Below are 21,501 nucleotides of genomic sequence, written 5' to 3'. Positions count from 1 at the left end.
ATCTTGAAAAGGCAGTGCAGCAGCTTACTTTAAAGGAATTATTAATATAGATTCCGAATTTATAGCCGAAAAGCTTTTGATTGTATCTGAAATAGACAACCCAAGACTTAGAAAGATCATCGTATTTGGCAACCTTTGGAATGGTGTAAATTGATTTCACTTTAATTTGTTATAAAATTAAAATGCTTGCGGGAGTGTTAAATCAATTATTTACAAATCTGTTCTCTTTTTGTTCTCTTTTTTATTGGTTACTCATTGAAACCCCTGTATTTACAGGGTTTTTTGTGGAGTCGATGGGAGTACAATCGAACATCTTATTCATGTTTTAACTTTTTTTGATAGCTTGAAATTATGATTTAATGTGTTTTGGATGTGTAAACAAAACAGAAACTAAGTTAGAACAATTTACTTTACTTTTTGTTTGCGTATCCGATTATCAAAAATTTGAAATAGGCAGTTTTCAAATTAAAATTAAGTCCTGAAGAGGAAAAAAACATGAGCTTGAAAAATAAATAAATATTTAAGTTTATAGAAATAGTGAATACTATATAAATATCTATTTTATTATGACTAATTCTTTTAAAATATCTTTTTTTAATTTACTGAAAGGTCTGTTAGCAAAATCCAGTTCATTGTATTCTGCTCCGAAAACTACCTCATACACATTATTATAATTTAATCCTAATGTTTTATACTTATTGAAAAGCTCTTCAAAATATCTTTCAGAAAATTTATATCTAATGTTGAACAAATCTTTTAGTTCGTCAGAATGAGCACTCATTATATCCTCTAATTTGAAAATTTCAATTGAGTTATTAATCTTCTTGTCAATATCAACATCTCCACTTGCAACATTTAATTTTACAGAAAGATTGGAGTTACTGCCAATTATAGATTTCACGTCCTGTGGTACAAAAGTGTAGTTATAAAAGCTAATAATTTCATCTTTATACGGGTGTAAATTTGAAACAAGATTAAATTTCTTAAAACCTTTCAATGAACTATTGCAAGTTTTGCAACTAGGAATTAGATTTTGAATTGATAAAGCTAGGAGAGGATTTTGGCTTTTATCAAAAAAATGGTCAAATTCGGGTCTTGTAATTTTATCTTTTTTTTTTTTCCTCTCGCAACAGTGAGGGTATAATTTCTATTACAATACAAACAAGTTCGGATATTCAATTTTTTGGCTAAATCATAACCATCATAGCCATTGTCTTTTTTGGTTGCAAAGTATTTATAATCAAAAATTTTAGAAATTTTATTACGAATGATTATTGATGAGCTATAATTACTTAATGATTTGAAATTTGTATTAAGTAGTTTAAGTTCATTCGGACTCCCCTTAATTATTTTTTCAATATTAATTTCTATATATTCTTTTAGTTGTTTGTTAATTTTACTTGAAACAATCTTACTATTTATATGAGACTTTAATGAGTTATAATGTTCGTCAATAACATCTTGGCGGGAAGAAATATCAAAATAAATCATAGCTAATATGAGCGAAAAATTGAAATGTACACAAATATAAAATGAAATGTACATTTTAGTTTTCCGTAATTTACTAACTATTAATGTGTTGCTTTTTTTTAAGGCAGTGCATGAGGCGCCCCATAAGACAACCCATTGATGATGATTTGTTTAGAAAATCCCTCTACAGGGTATATATCAGGGAATTGCTATCTGTTATTTTTGTAAAATGCACATTTCATTTTTAAAGGCCAATGCTGAAAACAACTTGCGAGAGCTTGGTTTTGCTGGCTTTTAGGGTAAAATCCTAATTTTCTGAAATGTACATTTCATTTTTTCAGTTATAAAAAGAGTCCTATATTTCAAATATTTTTAAAATACAGGACTCTTTTTAATATTTCCTCACAACATTTAGTCTTGATCCGACATTCGTATCGCTTTCCTGACAACACTTCGAAGAGCCTTTTTACTTTTGGGATAACCTCTTTTTTTGTCGCTATCACGGACTGCAACAAAGTACTTAATACCAATCTTAACTTTTTTTGAGGACTTAAAGTAGGTTTTCGAAAGGTTAGAAGCCCATCATCTCTTCAATTTCTACAGTTAATAAAAATTTTCTCGTTTATTCTACCAGTTCAAAATCTCCCTGTTCAACATATTTGAGAACTGTTTTATGGTCAGTTCCTACTATTTGTGCAGCATTATCACCATTAATAAGAGTAACCGGATTAACCAGAGAAGTATTTTCTGTAAAAGTCATTGCATATACCACTCCATTTACAGAATAATCTACTCTAAAAGGCCTATTTATATCACTAAAATTAGTTTCAATTTTTATTCCGTATTTTATATTGGGACTGATACATTCATTTTCTGATAATTCTGAACCGTCAGCGTGAACAAAAGAAATGCTTTTAGCATAAATAGTCCTTTCTTCATAATCTGAACAAGCCAAAAACAAAAACATTACGAATGCCAAAATATAGTATTGCTTAATTTTCATCATTATTATTTTTGATTTATAACTATTTCTTTCGTAGTACCGCCTATACTCACAATATATTTTCCAGCTTCCAGATTATTAAAAACGGTCTGTCCATTTTGAATGTTTTGAGTCACAATTTTTACACCGCTTTTTGTCAAATCAGCTATCGCTTCATTCTCATCGTATAAGACTTTTATAATTCCGCCGGCATAACATACCGCATCTTTTTTATAAAATACAGCACTGCCTAGTTTGACTGCTACAGTCCATTCTTTTAAAACTGACTGATCTTCTGAAAGTACCTGAAACTTTACAGGATTAGTAAAATCGATACTATTTGATCCTGAAATTTTATTGGTTGTCCCGATAAACAATCTGGCTCCGGGGCTTAATTCAAATAAAGCATTTAATGCCGTAACGTTGGTTCCTTTAGCAGCATAAAGTATTATTTGTGATCCATTAATAATTTTAGTGGTCTTTAAATCTTTAATACTAAAATCTGTAATTTCAGTTGCGCTTTGTAATGCAGGACTTGCAAAACTATACGCCTGAAACAAATCTCCATAATGTTTGTTGTTTTCAAATACTTTGGTCTTTTCTATATTTTTAACAACATTGCTGCTCGAATCATAGATCTTGAAACTAACAACTTCATTATCGGTATTCGAAAAAACGGTTAAATATACCATGTACTTTTTTTCACTTGCTACATAAATCGGACTGGCGATTCCGCGGCATTCTCCATTAACAAAAGCAGCCACTTTATCGTTACTGCTTGTTAAGTTTTTTCCATCAGCGTTGATGAAACCTTCAAATGACATGGTGTACTGAAATTTATTTTCATTTACTGACCAGTCGGGCGATTGGCCAAATACAGTACTGCTCATTATAAAAAGCAATAGTGTTATATGTATATAATTTCTCATTTTTAATTGATTATAAACTCCTAAAACAGTCTCAGGAGATGTTTTAGGAGCTCATTATTGTTATTTAATTTTTTACAACTTTACTTCTTAGCAGCTTTTCATCAACTTCAACTTCTGTAATATAGATTCCTTCAGCTATGTTTGGAGAAATTGAAATCACATTGTTGCCGCTTTCAATAACTGCCTTTTGGCTAAATACCAATTGGCCGCTTACTGAATAAAGCTGAATGTTTACTTGCTGCTTTTTATCTGCATTAAGTTCGATGTTCAGAATTGTTGCAAATGGGTTTGGATAAATACTATTTTCGGTTTTTGAAACTTCTTCTAAAATAACCGGATTTGTAATCGTTCCAAGTACTTCATTTCCTTTAAATGTGAATGATTTTGAAGTACCTTTTTTCGTAAATCCATCTCCAACTGTAAATGATAGCTCTTCTGTATCGTCTCCAAAAATGGTTATGAAACTTAGTTCTTTTCCATCTATCATCTGATTTCTTGCAATTCCTTTTAAGACGCCTTTTGAATCATATGCAAACAATTCATCAAAGCCTTTTGGAAGTAAAACAACTGCATTCATGTTTTGTGAATACTGTTTGAATTCCGATGCGATTGTTTCCTGCTCAGTATTTGAAACAGATTTTCCTGTCACGTTGCTTTTTTCTAAATTATCAGGATACTTAAAAGTTTGATCTTTACTTGATTTAATCATGTACCCTTTTCCGGCTTCTAAGTATTTCAAAGTTCCGTTCCATCCAATAATAGGATCATAGATCGCAAACAAATTCTGAGATTTAATGACATCTCCGTCAACTGCATCAAAATATGCTAAAGCTTCATTTGTTGTTTGGTTTGATGTTATGGGATAAGAAAGCCAGTTCCAGTCTTCTTTAATTAGCAAACTCCAGGTCGAAACATCTACATTTTTACCTTTGATTTTTAATGTCTGCTCTTGTGTAACATTTACTTTATACATTTTAGAAGAAGAAAGTCCTCCGTTAGCACTTATAGTACCAGACCATCCACTGTTTGCAGGATTCGAATTATCTTTAAAATAAGTATCCAGCAATGCAGGAGAATGACTTAAAATACGGTTTGACGTTTCTAACGTTAGATTTTTTGTCAATACATTCAAGTCTGAAAAATTCGGATCACTTGTGTTCAAAGAAACCCATGTCCATCCTTTGTTCAGTTTTATTTCTTGTTCTACTACACCTGAATTTACAAAAATGTACGGTTTGCTCATCGTTCCTAATACTTCATTATTCATGAAAGTAACAGACGAATTAGACTCAATAGAAGCTTCTAAAATTTTACCCTGTGAAGCATCCCAGATTTTAAATTTCAGATTTTCACCAGAATTGGTATTGCTGTAAATCGTTAGGAATGCAAAATATTCTTTGTAAGCTTCATTGTAAACCAGTTTTGTAGATCCTCTTGTTTCTTCATTGTAGAAAGCAGCAATTTTATCATAAGAATCTGCAGACAGAACGCCGTCCACTTTTACTTTTCCAATGATATTCATACTGTAATCAAAATGTGTCGGATCAACATTCCAGTTCGGTTCCGGAGCCAATACTCTTAATTTTGTCTGTAATTTTTGATCGTAGCCAAAATCTGTTTGTAAATATAAATTCTCCAGATATTCTCCAACTGCAACATTTTCATCAACAACTGCTTTAATGATTGTTTTAGTATTAGGATCAATACTTCCTGATGTTTTACTTAAACTTAACCAGCTTGGAACATTATTAATGACATAAGGCTGTTGTTTTCCTCCTTTGTTAACCAATGTAATTTCAAAAGATTTTGTTTCTCCACTGTTCTTTGTAAGATCAACAATTTCGTTGTAACCTTCGGCAAACCAGCTTACTTCATTACGATTCACATACGCTGTCCAGGTAACCGGGGATTCCTGCATATTATTTGCGCTATCAAACATTCTGTGTACTGTAATATCCAGGATTTGTCCTTCTAATGATGCCCAGTCAGTAACCACTGGTGCAATAATCATTTCACCATCTTTAATAACATTTGTGGTTACAAATTTAACCAACTGTCTTTCTGGTTTTATTGCCGGAGTATCATTAGAATAATTTACAGTTCCACTGCTTAAAACTGCGTTGTTTACGACTACAGTTTGGTTAGCATCTGCATGATAATATCTTGGTCCGTTTGCTGTAACCGGATCCGGAATATTCATTCTTGAGTATAATAATAAACCAATACTCTCTACATCAACTTCATTGTAGCTGTCTCTGTTTATTTGCTCGACATTACGAAGCGTATTCCATAAACGGAATTCATCTATTTTTCCTGTAAATTTACGGTCAACCGTTTCTTTGCCTGAAAGATCTTTTGCTCCTCTGGCACCTAACCAAATTTTATTTCCGGAGAAACCTCCAATAGCTGTCATTTGGTTTGAAGATACTAATTTGGTATCAACATAAGTTCTCAAAGATCCGGATCTGTTGAATAATAAAGTTACATGATGCCATGCATTATCTGCCACGGTACTTGTCGTTAAAGGGTAAGTCTGACCTTCGCTTTTTAGTAAAAGATTACCAGAATTATTTACATCAACAGACCATTTATTAGATAATCCATTGCTTTGGATAACATCTGAACCATCACCTTTTCCATTTGAAAAGATAGTCGCTTCTTGAGAAGTTCCTGTTTTAATCCAAAACTCCATAGTTGCGTCCATTTCTTTAGTAATCTGAACAAAATTCACATTGTCCATTGCTAAATATTGTCCGTTAGCAAAATCATACGAATTTCCTTTTGGTTTAATATCCCATGAAGCATTTACTGTTGCATGTTTAAATCTTACCAGATCTTTAGCTAAAGCATCTTTTCCTTCATGCATTGGCCAATAACCAACCAAATTAGCTTCGTTACCCATTAATTTAGCGTACATTTTTGCATATGCATCTTCTCTGCTTAATGTTTTGTTCCATAAACGAAGATCATGTACGTTTCCTACAAATGTATTTCCGCCCACTACCAAACTATTATTGTTGGCAAATTGTGTATTGGCTTTTCCGCTTTTTGCACCAATTTCAATATCATCTTCAAAAATTCTATAATCACCATTGCTGTTGTTGTATGTAAAAGCATAATGGTGGAATAGATTGTCGTCTTTTAATCCTCCTTGTACGGTAATGTCTCCTAATGTGAAAGAGATATTTCCGTTATTCAGTCCGATATTTAAACCGCCATCTTGTGAAATGATTGAACCGGCTGTTTTGGTTTCATTATTCAGCCAGAATTCAAGGCTTAAATTTCCTGAACTAATTTTAGGACTATTGATTACGGCTGTATTGTTGATTCCTTCGAAACGTAAACTTACGTTGTGATCAATTTTTAATTGATTGGTTTCTCCTTTTATCTCAATTGTACTTACAGCAGGATTATATAAAATATTTTCGTTGAAGTTTATTTTCAAATCTTCTCCAGCACTTAAAATACCGTTTGATGGCAGCGGTGTTCCAAATAACTGAGGTGCACTTAAATCTACAAGTCCTGTAATAATTTCAGATATAAATTCTGTATCGTTGGTACAAGTACTTCTAGCTCTAATTTGGTAATTCCCATTTGCTAATTTTAAAGATGCAATATCAAAATTATAAGTTAAACTCACAGCTGCATTTATAAATGTAATTTGGGTTTCATTATTTTTTACTGCCTCATCATAAAATTCAGAAGTGCCGTAATACGTATGCAGACGAATCCAATTAGGACTTGTCGCTAATTTGTACTCCAGATCAATTTTCCTGAAGCTTTTAAACTTCGTATTATAACCCGTTAAATTTATTGCCAATGGCTTAGTCGATCCGTCGGTATTATAAGCTTTTTCTCTGTTGTAAACCCAATTGTTAAGTGGTGTACTTACAGCTACGCTTGAACAAGATGGAACAAAGCTTGCTGAAATAAGAACTTCTGAACTTACATCTGCACCGTCACATATTGACTGAAGTCTGACTTTTATATCTTTATATTCATAAATATCTGAAATAGATTTCCCTAAAGTCAGTTTATAAATTACTTCTTTTCCGTAAGGTACATGAACAATTGTTCCGTTTGGTTCAATATTAATTAAAGCATTATTCGGATTAGTCGTATTATCTACAACCAATAAGAAATCTGTATCAGAACCAGATGCGCTATTGTTTTGAAGTTTTAATTCAAACTCAGCTTTTTTAGTCTCTACTACATTATTAACATCATTGTCTGAAACCGTAAGTACCGGAACTTCTACTTTTTGAGTAGCAAAACTTAATTTTTCGCGTTTATCATTTGGCAGTTCATTAATTACAGTAGCTGTATTATAGTCGTTTTTATTATAAAAATGAGTCAATTCTTTATCTTCATACGGACATGAGGTTCTTCCGCCCCGGGTAATAAATACAGGACCATTACCATCAAAAGAGTTTACTATATCTACACTTAAAAGGTTCGCTTTATCATTGTCTTTAAAGGTATAACTTATTTTTGTAGACGTTGTTTTTTCTGTAGATAATGATGAATTTATATCCTGTTGAAAAAATGCTTTTGTGTTAAACTCTAAGCCAACCTTATTTACCGAAGTACCAAGTATGGCAGCCACCGACTCGTCAATAACTATCTTATATGAAGTAGATGACGCTGACACTACGCTTGTTTCTACACTACGGGAATAAGATCCTAAACCTGAATCAAAAGAAATATTTTTTTCGAATTCAGATCCAAGCATATCTTTAATCAGATTAGATTGATTAAGCTGATTCGTTAATTTTTCTTTGGATGCTGAATTGCTAATGCCATCATAAGCTTCTTTAACTTGTTTATTAAAGTTTGATATAACATCTGTCAAACCTGTTTTATAGGCCGCACGATCACTTATAGCGGCATATTTAACTTTTTCGTTATCAAGAATCACTTTTCTCCACAATCTTATCTTCTCTGCATATTCTTCTCTCTTCTGTACGTTAACAGCAGAGTTAGGATCTGGTCCGTTCAGATTATTAGTTATAAACAATTCATATTCCGGAATTAAAGTGCTTATAATATGCTTTTGGGAATACATAAAAAACGTTTCTGTAGGCTTATCTACAAAACTAAGTGCTTTTTGTTTACTCAAATATACAGGAGCGTTTGCAGTACCTAAGTTTACATATTCTGCAGGACTCAATGGCACAGCAACACCATTTACATATTTTTGAGGTATTTTACTGGATGCTTCAATATTATCATACGAACCATAAAATATATTTTTTGAGTTTCCTATATATAAATCACCATCTGAACCTACATAATCAGTTCCATCACTGGTTGAAATTGTTTTACTAAAAGTATAAGTGTTTTTTACACTTTTGCCATCTTGAGAAGTTTTAGAGATGCTAATACCTGTAGTTCCGGAATTTTTTGACTCTATTGATACTTTTGGCGTAGGAACTAAACCTCCCTGAAGTTCAAAGTACATTCCACCTGCAATAGTAACATCTTCCGATACTCCTTCCTGATGAGCAAAAGTAGCTTCGGAGTTGAACGAAATGCTTTCACCTGCTTCCAGAGAGGCAAAACTATTCGAACCGGGCGGATCTCTTAAAATAATCGCAGGAATATCCGGCGCAGCAGTAACAAATGTTTGGCTGCCATCTGATGCACCTCCTAAAATAATTCCGGTATCTTTAAAATTCTCAACCTCATAATCAACTTCGTTTAATCGGTATTTTAAAGTACTTTTTATCTCAAACGGCGGTATAATTGAAGGAATTCCTCCTTTAAATGAATACGTTAAAATACTGCCATCAGCTGTAATCGTTTCTGAATCCGGTAAAGCAAGATTGTTTGTTTTTACCAATTCGCCATCTGTTACCGGTACTTTTACTTCGACAGTAGTTCCTGAATCATTATTAGTGTAACGTTCAAAACGATTCATCACAATTTTATACAACATAAGCTGTGTGTAAACCGGATTTACAAAATTCTCTGTAGATACTGGTTTACCACTAACATTAATAGTCTTATCTGAAGTTTGCTCTGTTACTTGTAAAACCGGAGTTGACCTGTACGTAAAACTTTTCTCATGATGATACGGAGTTCCTGTTAACTTTTTATCTACATTATTCTCTTTATATTTATATTCAGGTGTTTTCACGGCCGGTATCTCTGAAAAATCAAATGTTTCAGTAGTTCCTGCTTTTAACAGCGAAATGTTTGAATTGCTTTTTATCACCAGGTCATTTGCTTCCAAATTATATTTTAAAGGCAATACCGCAACTCTGTATTCTCCTGAATCAGTATTAGTAGTATAATTAAACTTGGTATAGTTTGTAACATTGGATCCAACTGGCGCATATCCTAATGTAAAATCAGCTTTACCAATGTTATTTTTAGCACTAACTTCAAGATTTTTTGTAATTCCTGAATCGGTAATCATTTTTGTTACCTGACCGCTGCCTCCAAAACCAATAACCTTTTCAGCTTCTACAGTTCCTCCTACTACTTTACCTACAACTGTAACTTTTGTATTGTCTACAAAATAAACCGGTTCATTAGAATCTTCAAAAAACTCTTTGAACTCACTGGTCGCTGCCGGGAAACGCCCGCTATAAGCAAATTCATGTCCGTCTTTTTTTATTGTTATATAATGTTTCCCAATAGGGACACTTATATCAAAATAACCATTATCATCAGTAACTACCGGAATGTTATTAGCATCCAATACGATATTTCCGTCAATGTATACGTTCGCTCCTACTGTATTTATTTCAGCATAACGATCTAAATAATCATCTGATTTATCTGTTGGAGTTCCTGCGTTATTTATCCAATATTTTCCTTTAGCATATTTTTCTCCATTAATTTCATAAGTATTATATGCCTCATCCAAAATATTAGCACCTCCGTCAATCCATGCATCATTTTTATTATCCGTTTTTTTAGTATCTACTGCCACGTAAGATGGAAAAACACCTCGCGTATCAAATACTGCAATACCTTTAAAACTAAATGAAGACTGATCTACAAAATCAATTTTGTTTACGACCTCAGAACCTTGTCCTAAATAAACCAATTGCTGATTCGGTTCAAATTTATGCTGACCGTACATAGGAGTAATGTTGTAAGATTCTCCTGTCCCAGAATACTGTATCGCACTGATTTGATAATTTCCTTTACTGTCAGTAACCCCTAATATACCTAATTGAGATGTTGTAGGATATTTATCAGCCTCTGCAGCCCATAAAACTTTATTGCCTTCTGCTGTATTTGCATCCCAAAGTTTACCGTGATTTTCGTTATAATTAAACCCGTTACGAGACAAATCATAAGCATAACTTCCCGCTTTTTCATTGGCTCTTAGATACGTTACCAATCTGGAATCGTTTCCGCTAATAAATCTGGAATAATCGGTTCTAATTACAGAAGATTCTAATGCCGCTTTCCATACTCTTATTTCGTCAACGTAACTTGATTTTCCTCCTCCCACTTTAGCATTATCCCAGGTTACACCAGAAAGTTTTGTTGTACCAGTAGGGATTGTTGCTGTAAAATAAGGTGCAGTATATGTTGCATCAACTCCTTTCAGTTTACTGTCTGCTTCCGTTACGTAAGCTTGTGTAATCTGCCTACCGTTAATATACAGTAAAGGAGTCTGATTATCATTGACAACTACGGTAAAATGCACGAAAGATTTATTAAAATCTGAAACAGGTACAAGCAGATCATTTCCTCTTGAGTTTAAATTACCCGAAGGAAAATAATTCTTCAATGTATATTTATTACTGCCAATAGCAACATCCAGTGACTTGCCAACCGGATTCAATTTTACTGTCACATCAATATTATCAGCACTTGCTGAACTGGAAATAGTAAACAATCGAATCGCTGCTTCTGAATCACTTGCATAAGCTCCGTTTGGTTTTACCCAAACCTGAAAAGTTGCTGCACTTGAAATTGTTGCACTTAAATCATTAATATCGACAAAGCCCAAAGCGGGAATACTTAAACTACTTCCTTTAGCAATATCACTGCCGTTAGAAGTTGCTGTAACCACAACATCTTTAACTGGGTTTCCGCCTTTATAACTAATATTTCCAGTTACTACAGCAGTAGGATTTCTGTATCCTATACCAGTAATATAAGTACTATAGAGTTCCGGAATTGTACTGACTCCCTGAGCTTCTACTTTATACTCGTACAAAATTCCCCCTTCTACATATTTATCTTCATAGGTAGTTTCTGTAGAAGAAAGCCCAACTACTAAATTGTAAGGAAGGTTTCCTGCCTCTGTATAAACCCTTCTGTATATCTTGATACTCTTTACCAAATTTTCATTGGCTCTTAAATTCCAGGTAATTAAAACCTTATCGCCATAAAAACCTTTTGAAACACTAAAAGATTCTTCTGCAAATGTTTTATATAGATAAAGAGTATTCCATGGAAAACGAATATCAGCAGGATTTGTACGTCTTGGTCCTGTTTTGTTTTGTCCCAAAAAAGGAAGACCAACCTGTATACTAAAACCGTTTTTTTGAATAGCCTGTGAAACGGGTACTATTTTGGCTCCTCCATAATTATTTTGAGCATAGAGTCCCGTTCCCAGAAAAAATATTCCGAGAAACGCAATTATTTTTTTCATAATTACAGCTTTACAATTTAATGATATAGTTTACACCGTAGTTAACAGGTCTAGTTTCTAAATCTCCAAAATCACCAGTTGAGCCACTTATAGTATGTGTATGACTACCCGCATCTTGTATTGTTCCTGCAGTACCGAGATCTGGCTGATCATTATTATTATCTGTTTGAATAGCTGTAAATTTTCCGGTCATACTTAAAAGTTGATTATAAACTCCATTTTTATGGTTATGATTACCAGCAGTATCGGTAGCTAATGTACCTTTATCATGTGAATGCTTTTCAAGACTATCCTGTTGTGTTCCTTTTAAAGCTGGTCCAGGCTGGCTATTTACAGGACTTGTTCCGGTACCTCTTAAAAACATACCCTGAAGATTAGGTGCATTATTCCCTACCATAGCGATTAAGGCCTTAGCTGTTGAAGGCAGTGCAGCACCGTTGCAAAGCACCCAGCCTTCCGGTGCAGAAGTACCAATGAAAGGCATAATTGAACCTGTTGGAACCCCATTATTAGCAGAAATTGCATAAGGCACATGTCGCAGTTTTTCATCAGAAATAACCTCTGTTCCTTTCTCAATTCTAAGATAAGCGGTATTGTTAGCAACTAAACTGTTATTTACGGCTGTTGGATCAATTACATCCGAAAATACACCAAATGCATCAGTCGTTAAATTTTTACTCACTTTATAGATATTCTGTTCAATACTTGAAGCATCCAGATAATAAAACGTAAACGTAAGATTGATAGTCTGACTTGTCAGAGCAGTATTGTTAGCGTCTCTGGCAATACCCTGAACTGCTATTCCTGACTGAGAAGCTGAACTTTGGGCGTAATTTGATATTGTTGCACAAAAAACACACAATATTAATAGTAATTTTGATTTCATAAACATCATTTAGAAAGTTAATTAATTTTGGACTGATTATATCTTATAATACATCGCGAAATTATTTAAAAAGCTTCAAAGTTTAATCAGATACAATTTACCGGAAGAAAAAAGGGGAGTGTCAATAATTCGAAAAATTAAATTCAAAATATTGACAATTAAATACTTAAAACAAAAACAAAGAAAAACCTTTAGAAAAACAGCATGTCATTATTTGACAATTGTCAAACTTTATTTTCAGAAGTGTTGCGAATCTGACCCCGAATCCTGCTCAAAGTTTCCAGATTGATACCTAAAAACGAAGCAATATACTTTAATGGAATCCGGTTCGAAAGATGTTTGTAGGTTTTCAGGAAAAATTCATATTTGATTTCAGCTTTGCTTAACCTTCCCATCAAAGCCCTAACTTCTGCATCCGAATAATATTTTTCGTAAAAACGTCGGGCGTTGATATTGAATTCGGGCTCAATATCATATAAGTGCTGCAGGTCAGAATGTCTCATGCCCAACAAATTCGAATCTTCCAGAGCTTCCATATTTTCGTAACTCGGAATCTGTAGTATAAAACTGTGAATAGAAGCTACCAGTTCGTTTTCTACCGTAATCCAGGTTGTAATTTCTTTATTGGCATCTTTTACATAACCCCGGATAGCCCCTTGGTTAACAAAATAAATCATATCGCAGATTTCTCCTGCTTTGTGCAGTTTTTTGCCTTTTCGAACTTTTATAGGATAGGTGTTTTCGATAAGGAATTTTTTAGAACCTTCACTAATCGGATACACACTATTAAATACATATAAAAGCGTAGCAGCCTGCTCAGGAGTACTGTGGGGTAGTTCAACAATCGATTTATTCATATCGGGGCGTAAAAATGATTGGTTTGTACTGCTGTTTTTGGTGTGGTAAATGTACAAATGTTATGGAAATAAAAAAGTTATTCAGAAAAAAAGCCATTCAGGATAAATATTCTACTATACACAGCGTGTATTGTTCTTTAAAAACCTAAATTCATGATATATTCTTATCATTTTTATTTCTAATTATGTAACATTAGTATTCTAAAAAATTTCTTCAAATTCAGATTACATGAAAAACTTTGAATTTTCGTCTGCACTATCATACTATAAACTAAAAAATACTAACGAAATATTTTTTATTATAAAACTAAGGATGTAAGCTTCAAGACAATAAAATATTACTTTAAACTTACATCCTTTTTAACAAACATTTCAAAAACAAAATCAGATTAGAAAAACTACTCCATTGAAATAATTACAAACTCACTTCTTCTATTTAATTGGTACTCTTCCTCTGTACAATCTATATCATCTAAGCATTTATTAATCAATTTGCTTTCACCATATCCTTTACCAGTTAATCTGTTTACTGCAACTCCTCTTTTTACAAACCATTCAATAGTTGCTTTGCCCCTTCTGTTGGATAACAGCATATTGTATTTTTTGGTTTGTCTGCTATCTGTATGAGAACGAACATCTATTTTTATACTTGGATACTGCTTCATAACAGCTATAATTTTCTCTAATTCAAAAGCAGCATCTTTACGAATAAACGATTGATCTAAGTCAAAATAAATAATAGGAATGTTTAAGGTTTTGGCTAAATCTGTTCCAACACCTATTTCCTTAACTTGCTTTTCTAATTTAACATCCAGTTCTGATTTATCAATTGATGGCTGAATGGTGATAACACTTTCATTTGTTTCGTAATCTTTCTTTGCTACTCTTACATGATACGTTTTGTTAATGAGTTTGCCGGAAAAGAGGGTTCGTGAAATAAAAGATGGTTGCAATACTTCTATTCAATTAGAAATGAAAGCCAATAAACAAAGAGTTCAAGAAAAAAAGCTTGAATTAGAAAATGTACAGGAAAAAATGTTCTCAGTTGAAGAAAAGTGGATTAAAAATGAGATCGCAAAAGATACTTATGATCGATGGTATACAAATTACAATGATACTATACAAAATCTGAAACAGACCATTGAAAGACTTAATACAGATCTGAGTAAGGTATTTTTAATTTTAGAGAAAAACTTGAGTTTACTTACAGACATGCATTACGTGTACAATAAATCTAATATTTTGCAGAAAAGAGATTTTATAAATATGGTGTTCGATAACAATTTATACTATCAGGAAGGCATTTATCGAACACCTACAATGAGAAGTATTTTTACTCATAACACCCCATTAATGAAGGAAAAAGGGTGTTTGATTTATGAAAAAAAAACGGGATGATTTATCAATCATCCCGTCCAGTGGAGTCGCCGGGAATCGAACCCGGGTCCAAACAAGCAATTAAAGAGCTTTCTACACGTTTATTTCCTGATTAGATTTTCGATGTTAAGCAAGGCCAGAAACAGCCACTCAACACTTATCTTCTTAATTTTCAAAATCCACCCGAAGCTCATGGAAATCTAGGTTTATTTTTACGGTTCCCCTAAACAGAACGCCACAAACCAAGGCTTTCAAGGAGAATCCAGCTTCCCTACCTTGTAGGGACGTGGCTAATCTTACTATAATTCAGATTATGCAGCTAAAGCGTAGTTATTTTCGCCGTGTAAAAGTGTAAGATCTTATATTTACGAGCAAGGTCTCAATGCTCGACGTGCTTACTTTTCAATTCGACTTGCTGTCAAAACCAGTCGACCCCAAAAATGAGTTTGCAAATTTATACTATTTGCAGTTACTTTCTATTAAAATTTTCAGAAAAATTAGAAAGCCAAAAGTCGAAAGTTGTAAAGTTTTTAAAGTCACACGGTTGCTTCTTTTTGTTTTCCGCAATTGGTATATTTAAAAGGAACAAAGTCAATATTTACAATTTCTTTATGACTTTCGACTTTGTGACTTATTATATTACTCTTCTTCTTTAAACTGAAAAGGATAATCTCCAAAAATTGGAGCCAGTTTACGAACTGCATACGTATTTCTTGTCATTTTATTAGATAATGCTATAATGGTTATATGCTCTTTTTGAAGCGTAATATAAGAAGATGTGTTTCCGTGCCACCAGCCATTGTGAAAATAAAAATTCTGGCCGGTTTCCCAATTGATCATTCTGATTCCTAATCCATAATTTTTGGCACCTTTACGTTCATTGCTCTGACCAGTGTAAACCTCTTTTAATAAAGCCGGTTTTAAAAAATCGGGAGCATATCTGGCTCTGTCGAATTTTAAAAGATCACGAACTGTCGAAAAGATATTTTTATCACCATAAACGTTATCCAAATAGTCAAAACCAATTTCGACCCCATTCCCTTTATAAGAAGGAACAATGTTTTTTCTGTCTTTATCATCATCAAAAACATAAGTATGCGTCATTCCAAGAGGTTTGAAAATCATTTGCGACATTGCTTCTTTGTAGGTCAGTCCCGTTATTTTTTCGATTATGAGTGCCAGCATAGCGTAATTGGTATTGCAATAGGCAAAACGGGTACCTACCCTTGACTCCAGACCTACATCTTTAGTCGCCAGAATGTCTAAAATATCTTTATTGGTAAGCTGGTTGTGCCTGTCCCAAACCGATTTGTCATGATCTGTAAAATAAGCATAATTTCGCATTCCGCTTCGATGGCACAATAACATTCGAACCGTACATTCTTCGTATGGAAAAGTTTTTAAAATAGTATTTACTTTTTGATCCAGACCAAGCTTACCTAAATTGATTAATTTTAAAACAGCAGTTGCAGTCAGTACTTTGCTTACAGAGGCAATTTGTACAGGGGTATCAGCAGTAATTTTAGTGCCTTCATTTTTATTGGCAAAACCATTATATCTTTCAAAAATAATCTGACCGTTTTTTGCTACCAAAAAACTTCCGTTCATGCAGTTGTTTGGCCAGTTTTTATTGTAAAAATAATTTATTCTCCCTTTTACAGAATTAATATAGGCCGCACTTATTTTTTTTTCAGGCCCCATCGGAACCATTTTCCCCAATGTATCTTTTTCTTTTACAACTCCATCCTGACTGTTGTTTTTATCCTTTCCACATGAACTTAAAACTAAAACTGAGAAAAGTATTTGTGGTATATTTGTCTTTTTAAGGAAACTCATTTTCATCATTCTTTAAAAACAAATATATAGAATTCAATATTTATGTTTGGTGATTTTGAGAGCTAAAAACAGATACCCTTAACAGACAATTAACACGTTTTTTTGTTAGCCTGTTGAAAATCAGATAATAGTGATTCAAAATCATTAAAAATAAGAAAACAGCAACAAAAATTTAACTATATTTGTTATATTTAAAACAAAATAACAGATAAAAGTTATATCATTAAATTTTAAATCCTAATAAATGAAATTCGGAATTATCAAAGAAAGAAAAAATCCACCTGACAGACGTGTTGTCTTTGCCCCTGATGCATTAGCAAAACTCAAACAACTCCACCCTGAAGCCTATATAAGTGTTGAAAGTTCAGATATTAGAATTTTTTCAGATCTTCAATATAAAAGTATGGGAATTAATGTTGCTGATGACGTTTCAGATTGTGATATTTTATTTGGCGTAAAAGAAGTTCCTGTAGCTAATTTAATTCCGAATAAATCTTATTTCTTTTTTTCGCATACCATAAAAAAACAGCCTCACAACAAAAAACTTTTACAGGCCATATTAGAAAAAAATATCACTTTATACGATCATGAAACGATTGTTGATGAACATAACCGAAGGTTAATCGGGTTTGGAAAATATGCCGGAATGGTTGGGGTTTATAACGGAATTCGCGCTTTTGGAATAAAATTCGAGTTATTTAAACTTCCAAAAGCAGAAACTCTATCAGGAAAAGATGCCCTGATCATGCATTTGAAAAGAATAACACTGCCTCCTTTAAAATTTGTAATCACAGGAACAGGAAAGGTTGGCAGCGGCGCGCAGGAAATTTTGAAAGCAATCAAAGTAAAGGAAATTACTGTAGAAAATTATCTAACCAAAAACTACACGCAGTCTGTTTATGTACAGCTTGACGCTTTAGAATACAATAAAAGAACTGATGGTAAGATTCTTGACTTTGTAGATTTCACCCAACATCCTGAAGATTATACGTCTGATTTCGAAAAATTCACCAAAGTCAGTGACATTTATATAGCCGGGCATTTTTACGGAAATAATGCACCAATGATCCTGACTCAGGAAATGCTGAATGCTAAAGATTGTAAAATAAGAGTTGTCGCTGACGTTTCATGTGATATAAATGGCCCAATTGCAAGTACACTCCGTTCTTCTACAATTACTGAACCTTTGTACGGATATCTGCCATCAGAAAATAAAGAAGTTGATATTTTTCATCCGGCTGCAATTGTAGTAATGGCAGTTGATAATTTGCCTTGTGAAATCCCAAAAGATGCCAGTGAAGGTTTTGGAGAACAGTTTATGGAACATGTTATTCCGGCTTTTTTTAACGGAGATAAAGATGGAATTCTGGAACGAGCCAAAATTACCGAGAATGGTAAACTTACAGAGCGATTTAGTTATTTACAAGACTATGTTGATGGGAATTAATTAATTTAATTTGTGTTGCTTATTAATTTGTAACTATTTTTTAACACACTTAAAATAACATATTTACTATCAACAGCCAACATGAAAAAACTCATAATTACATTTTCGATTTCATTATTATTAAACTGTGCTCATTTACTCGCCCAAACCAATCCGGAAACTCTTTTGTTTCCTAACGGAATTGAAAAAAATACGGTAACGCATCCTAATCCTGAAAAGGTAGTTGACTCTGTTGTTAATCCGTTGTCATTATCCCATAAAAACAGGGTAATCAGTAATATTTCGGTTCCAACCTATCAATTATTTCCGGCTTCTGAATCGAACAACAAACATATTGGAGTCGTTATATTTCCGGGTGGAGGTTTAACTACGAACTGGGTCGATAAAGAAGGAACTGATCTTGCGATGTGGCTTTCCGGACAGGGGATCAATTGTATAGTGGTAAAATACAGAACTAACAGAAAAGATGAAAAGGGAGAAATGATTATTCCGATGGATGATTATAAAAGAGCCGTTTATCAGGATGCCAGAACAGGTATTTTAAAAATGAAAGAACTGGCGGAAGGCTTAAAAATTGACAAGGACAAAATTGGAATTTTGGGCTTTTCGGCCGGTGGCTGGCTAAGCGAACGCATTGTAATAAAATCTACCGAAACAAAAGAAGCTATAGACTGGAAACCCGCTTTTGCTGCTTTAATTTACCACGGCAATACGTTAAGCAATTTTAAAAAAATTGACAACGTTCAGGCCTTACCTCCTATTTTTATGGCGATTGCCCGTGACGACAAAAAAATGCCTGTAAAAGAAATTATTCCGGGGCTGGCTGCCATTGCTGCCGAAGTAAAAAATTCGGAATTACATATTTATTCAAAAGGTGATCACGGTTTTGGACTGGCTTATGATAAAGGGCATTCGGTTTCAAAATGGAAAGACAGTTTCTATGACTGGTTATTAGACATTTACAATAAGTAAAATATCAAGTCTTTTAAAAATAGTTTAAACATATAAAAAAGGGAGGGAATTTTAAAATTTCCTCCCTTTTAAGATTGATATATCTCGATCAAAGCCGAACTGATTGCAGTAAAACTAAACCATTTCCTCAGGTTTGACCCATGCATCAAAAGCGTCAGGAGTAACGTATCCTAAACGAACGGCCTCCTCTTTAAGCGTAGTTCCGTTTTTGTGAGCGGTTTGAGCAATTTCGGCTGCTTTATAATAACCGATTTTTGTATTTAAAGCTGTTACTAACATCAATGAATTATCTACTAATTCTTTGATACGTTTGTAATTAGGTTCAATTCCCTGAGCACAATGTTCGTCAAATGAAACACACGCATCGCCTAACAGTCTTGCTGACTGTAAAAAGTTTGCTGCCATAACAGGCTTGAAAACATTCAATTCATAATGTCCCTGCATTCCTCCTACTGCAATTGCTACATCATTTCCGATTACCTGAGCACAAACCATTGTTAAGGCTTCGCACTGCGTTGGGTTTACTTTTCCGGGCATTATTGAAGAACCCGGTTCATTTTCAGGAATATGAATTTCGCCAATTCCGGAACGAGGCCCTGAAGCCAGCATTCTGACATCATTAGCTATTTTATTTAAAGAAACAGCCAACTGTTTTAAGGCTCCATGAGTTTCTACAATGGCATCGTGTGCGGCCAAAGCTTCAAATTTGTTTTCAGCCGTAACAAATGGATGACCGGTAAATTGGGCAATATATTCGGCTACTTTGACATCATAGCCTTTTGGAGTATTTAGTCCTGTTCCTACTGCCGTTCCGCCTAAAGCGATTTCAGATAAATGTGCTAATGTATTTCTAAGTGCTTTTAAACCGTATGCCAATTGAGCTGCATAGCCTGAAATTTCCTGTCCAAGTGTCAATGGCGTTGCGTCCATAAAGTGTGTACGTCCGATTTTTACAACGTCTTTAAACTCGGTTGCTTTTTTGACTAATGTTGCATGCAGTTTTTCGACTCCCGGAATGGTGATTTCAACTACCATTTTGTAAGCCGCAATATGCATTCCGGTTGGAAAGGTATCGTTTGACGATTGTGATTTATTGACATCATCATTGGCTTTTATGAATTGTTCACCTTCGCCAATTTCAAATCCTTTAAGCACCTGAGCACGATTTGCTATTACTTCATTGACATTCATATTACTTTGCGTTCCTGAACCGGTTTGCCAGATCACAAGCGGAAATTCATCTTTTAATTGTCCGGCAAGTATCTCATCACAAACTGCAGCAATAGCGTCACGTTTTTCGATTGGTAAAACACCTAAATCGTAGTTGGCATAAGCAGCTGCTTTTTTAAGATAAGCGAAACCTTCTATAATTTCTTTTGGCATTGATCCTGAATCTCCAATTTTAAAATTATTTCTGGAACGCTCTGTTTGTGCACCCCAATATTTATTAGCCGGAACCTGCACTTCGCCCATAGTGTCTTTTTCTATTCTGTATTTCATTTTGTTCTTTGTAAAATATTGTTTGTAAAATGTGAAATGTTATTTGTGAGATTTAAAAACTGAAGTTTCTTTTGAAAACGAATGCTTTAGCCCTGATGGAAACGGCATCCTTTTATGGGGGTGTTCCCCATAAAAGATATAGTGGACAGCAGGAAACAGCTCCTGAAAACACTCATATTATTCTATTTTAGCTACTTAAAAAAAATCCTTATTTAAAATGAGTATAAATATAAGGATAATTGGCCTTTTAGAAAAATTGATTTGGTTTTTATTGGCAAGGAAAAATATAAAACCTACATTTGTGCTTACATTCAAAAATTCCGGAAAACATGTTTGAATTTTCACAGTACTTAGGCTTTTTGCTTTTCTTAACCATACTAACTATAGGGTTTTGGTTAATGTTTTTCTTGGTTGGTTTCGTATCTTATTGGGTTACGGGAGCTAGCTGGGAAATGTTCAAAGAAAAAAGAGCTAAAAAAAGACAAGAAGAACAATCAGTTAAACTTTAATTGATTTCATAAAAAAGGACCCGTGAAAACGAGTCCTTTTTTTATGCTAAAAAATGAAAAAAAATCCAAATTCCAACTTTTACATTGGAATTTGAATTTTTACGTTTTGGGAT

14 protein-coding genes and 1 other RNA gene are annotated in these 21,501 nt (G+C 33.6%); 4 read left to right on the top strand and 11 right to left on the bottom strand.

Annotated elements, in window-relative coordinates; translation table 11 throughout:
• Positions 1–556: 556 nt before the first annotated feature.
• From BXU10_RS24950 to BXU10_RS05010, 8 genes are all read right to left on the bottom strand, one after another.
• Positions 557–901, bottom strand: coding sequence for a hypothetical protein (locus BXU10_RS24950; RefSeq protein ID WP_189328058.1), 345 nt, complete (start codon positions 899–901; stop codon positions 557–559).
• Positions 902–1,047: 146 nt separating this feature from the next.
• Positions 1,048–1,491 carry a hypothetical protein gene (locus BXU10_RS24945; RefSeq protein ID WP_078226383.1) on the bottom strand — a complete coding sequence of 148 codons (444 nt, stop codon included), beginning with the start codon at positions 1,489–1,491 and terminating at the stop codon, positions 1,048–1,050.
• A 601-nt stretch (positions 1,492–2,092) separates the two neighbouring features.
• Entirely contained in the window at positions 2,093–2,476 is a 384-nt protein-coding gene (locus tag BXU10_RS05035) for a hypothetical protein (RefSeq protein WP_078226382.1), read from the bottom strand.
• Between the two features lie 2 nt (positions 2,477–2,478).
• Positions 2,479–3,381, bottom strand: coding sequence for a hypothetical protein (locus tag BXU10_RS05030; RefSeq protein WP_123921949.1), 903 nt, complete (start codon positions 3,379–3,381; stop codon positions 2,479–2,481).
• 64 nt (positions 3,382–3,445) lie between these two features.
• Positions 3,446–12,004, bottom strand: a complete 8,559-nt coding sequence (locus BXU10_RS05025) for a LamG-like jellyroll fold domain-containing protein (protein ID WP_078226380.1) — start codon at positions 12,002–12,004, stop codon at positions 3,446–3,448.
• A 10-nt stretch (positions 12,005–12,014) separates the two neighbouring features.
• Positions 12,015–12,890: a tail fiber protein gene (locus BXU10_RS05020; protein ID WP_189328057.1), complete on the bottom strand. Its 876-nt coding sequence runs from the start codon at positions 12,888–12,890 to the stop codon at positions 12,015–12,017.
• A gap of 224 nt (positions 12,891–13,114) precedes the next feature.
• Positions 13,115–13,747, bottom strand: a complete 633-nt coding sequence (locus BXU10_RS05015; RefSeq protein WP_078226378.1) for a Crp/Fnr family transcriptional regulator — start codon at positions 13,745–13,747, stop codon at positions 13,115–13,117.
• 398 nt (positions 13,748–14,145) lie between these two features.
• Entirely contained in the window at positions 14,146–14,700 is a 555-nt protein-coding gene (locus BXU10_RS05010; protein ID WP_189328056.1) for an OmpA family protein, read from the bottom strand.
• Between the two features lie 19 nt (positions 14,701–14,719).
• Between BXU10_RS05010 and BXU10_RS05005 the strand changes: the two genes are divergently transcribed.
• Complete coding sequence (locus tag BXU10_RS05005) at positions 14,720–15,145, top strand: hypothetical protein (RefSeq protein ID WP_078226376.1); 426 nt, start codon at positions 14,720–14,722, stop codon at positions 15,143–15,145.
• An 18-nt stretch (positions 15,146–15,163) separates the two neighbouring features.
• On the opposite strand, the gene ssrA is transcribed toward BXU10_RS05005, so the two are convergent.
• Together ssrA and BXU10_RS04995 are read right to left on the bottom strand one after the other, a co-directional pair.
• Positions 15,164–15,560, bottom strand: a transfer-messenger RNA (tmRNA) gene (gene ssrA, locus BXU10_RS05000).
• A 203-nt stretch (positions 15,561–15,763) separates the two neighbouring features.
• The gene (locus tag BXU10_RS04995) at positions 15,764–16,966 is read right to left on the bottom strand and encodes a serine hydrolase (RefSeq protein ID WP_078226375.1); all 1,203 of its coding nucleotides are present in this window, start codon (positions 16,964–16,966) and stop codon (positions 15,764–15,766) included.
• Positions 16,967–17,204: 238 nt separating this feature from the next.
• On the opposite strand from BXU10_RS04995, the gene BXU10_RS04990 reads away from it, so the two are divergent.
• Positions 17,205–18,407 carry an NAD(P)-dependent oxidoreductase gene (locus BXU10_RS04990; RefSeq protein ID WP_078226374.1) on the top strand — a complete coding sequence of 401 codons (1,203 nt, stop codon included), beginning with the start codon at positions 17,205–17,207 and terminating at the stop codon, positions 18,405–18,407.
• Positions 18,408–18,488: 81 nt separating this feature from the next.
• Positions 18,489–19,379 carry an alpha/beta hydrolase gene (locus BXU10_RS04985; RefSeq protein WP_078226373.1) on the top strand — a complete coding sequence of 297 codons (891 nt, stop codon included), beginning with the start codon at positions 18,489–18,491 and terminating at the stop codon, positions 19,377–19,379.
• A gap of 114 nt (positions 19,380–19,493) precedes the next feature.
• Here BXU10_RS04985 and fumC read toward each other — a convergent pair whose 3' ends face one another.
• Positions 19,494–20,879 carry a class II fumarate hydratase gene (fumC, locus tag BXU10_RS04980; protein WP_078226372.1) on the bottom strand — a complete coding sequence of 462 codons (1,386 nt, stop codon included), beginning with the start codon at positions 20,877–20,879 and terminating at the stop codon, positions 19,494–19,496.
• A gap of 329 nt (positions 20,880–21,208) precedes the next feature.
• Between fumC and BXU10_RS04975 the strand changes: the two genes are divergently transcribed.
• The gene (locus BXU10_RS04975; RefSeq protein ID WP_078226371.1) at positions 21,209–21,388 is read left to right on the top strand and encodes a hypothetical protein; all 180 of its coding nucleotides are present in this window, start codon (positions 21,209–21,211) and stop codon (positions 21,386–21,388) included.
• The last annotated feature ends 113 nt before the right edge of the window (positions 21,389–21,501 follow it).

This window comes from Flavobacterium sp. LM4, assembly GCF_002017935.1.
Classification (GTDB): Bacteria; Bacteroidota; Bacteroidia; order Flavobacteriales; family Flavobacteriaceae; genus Flavobacterium; species Flavobacterium chungangense.
This window is presented reverse-complemented; position numbering and strand designations above follow the sequence as displayed.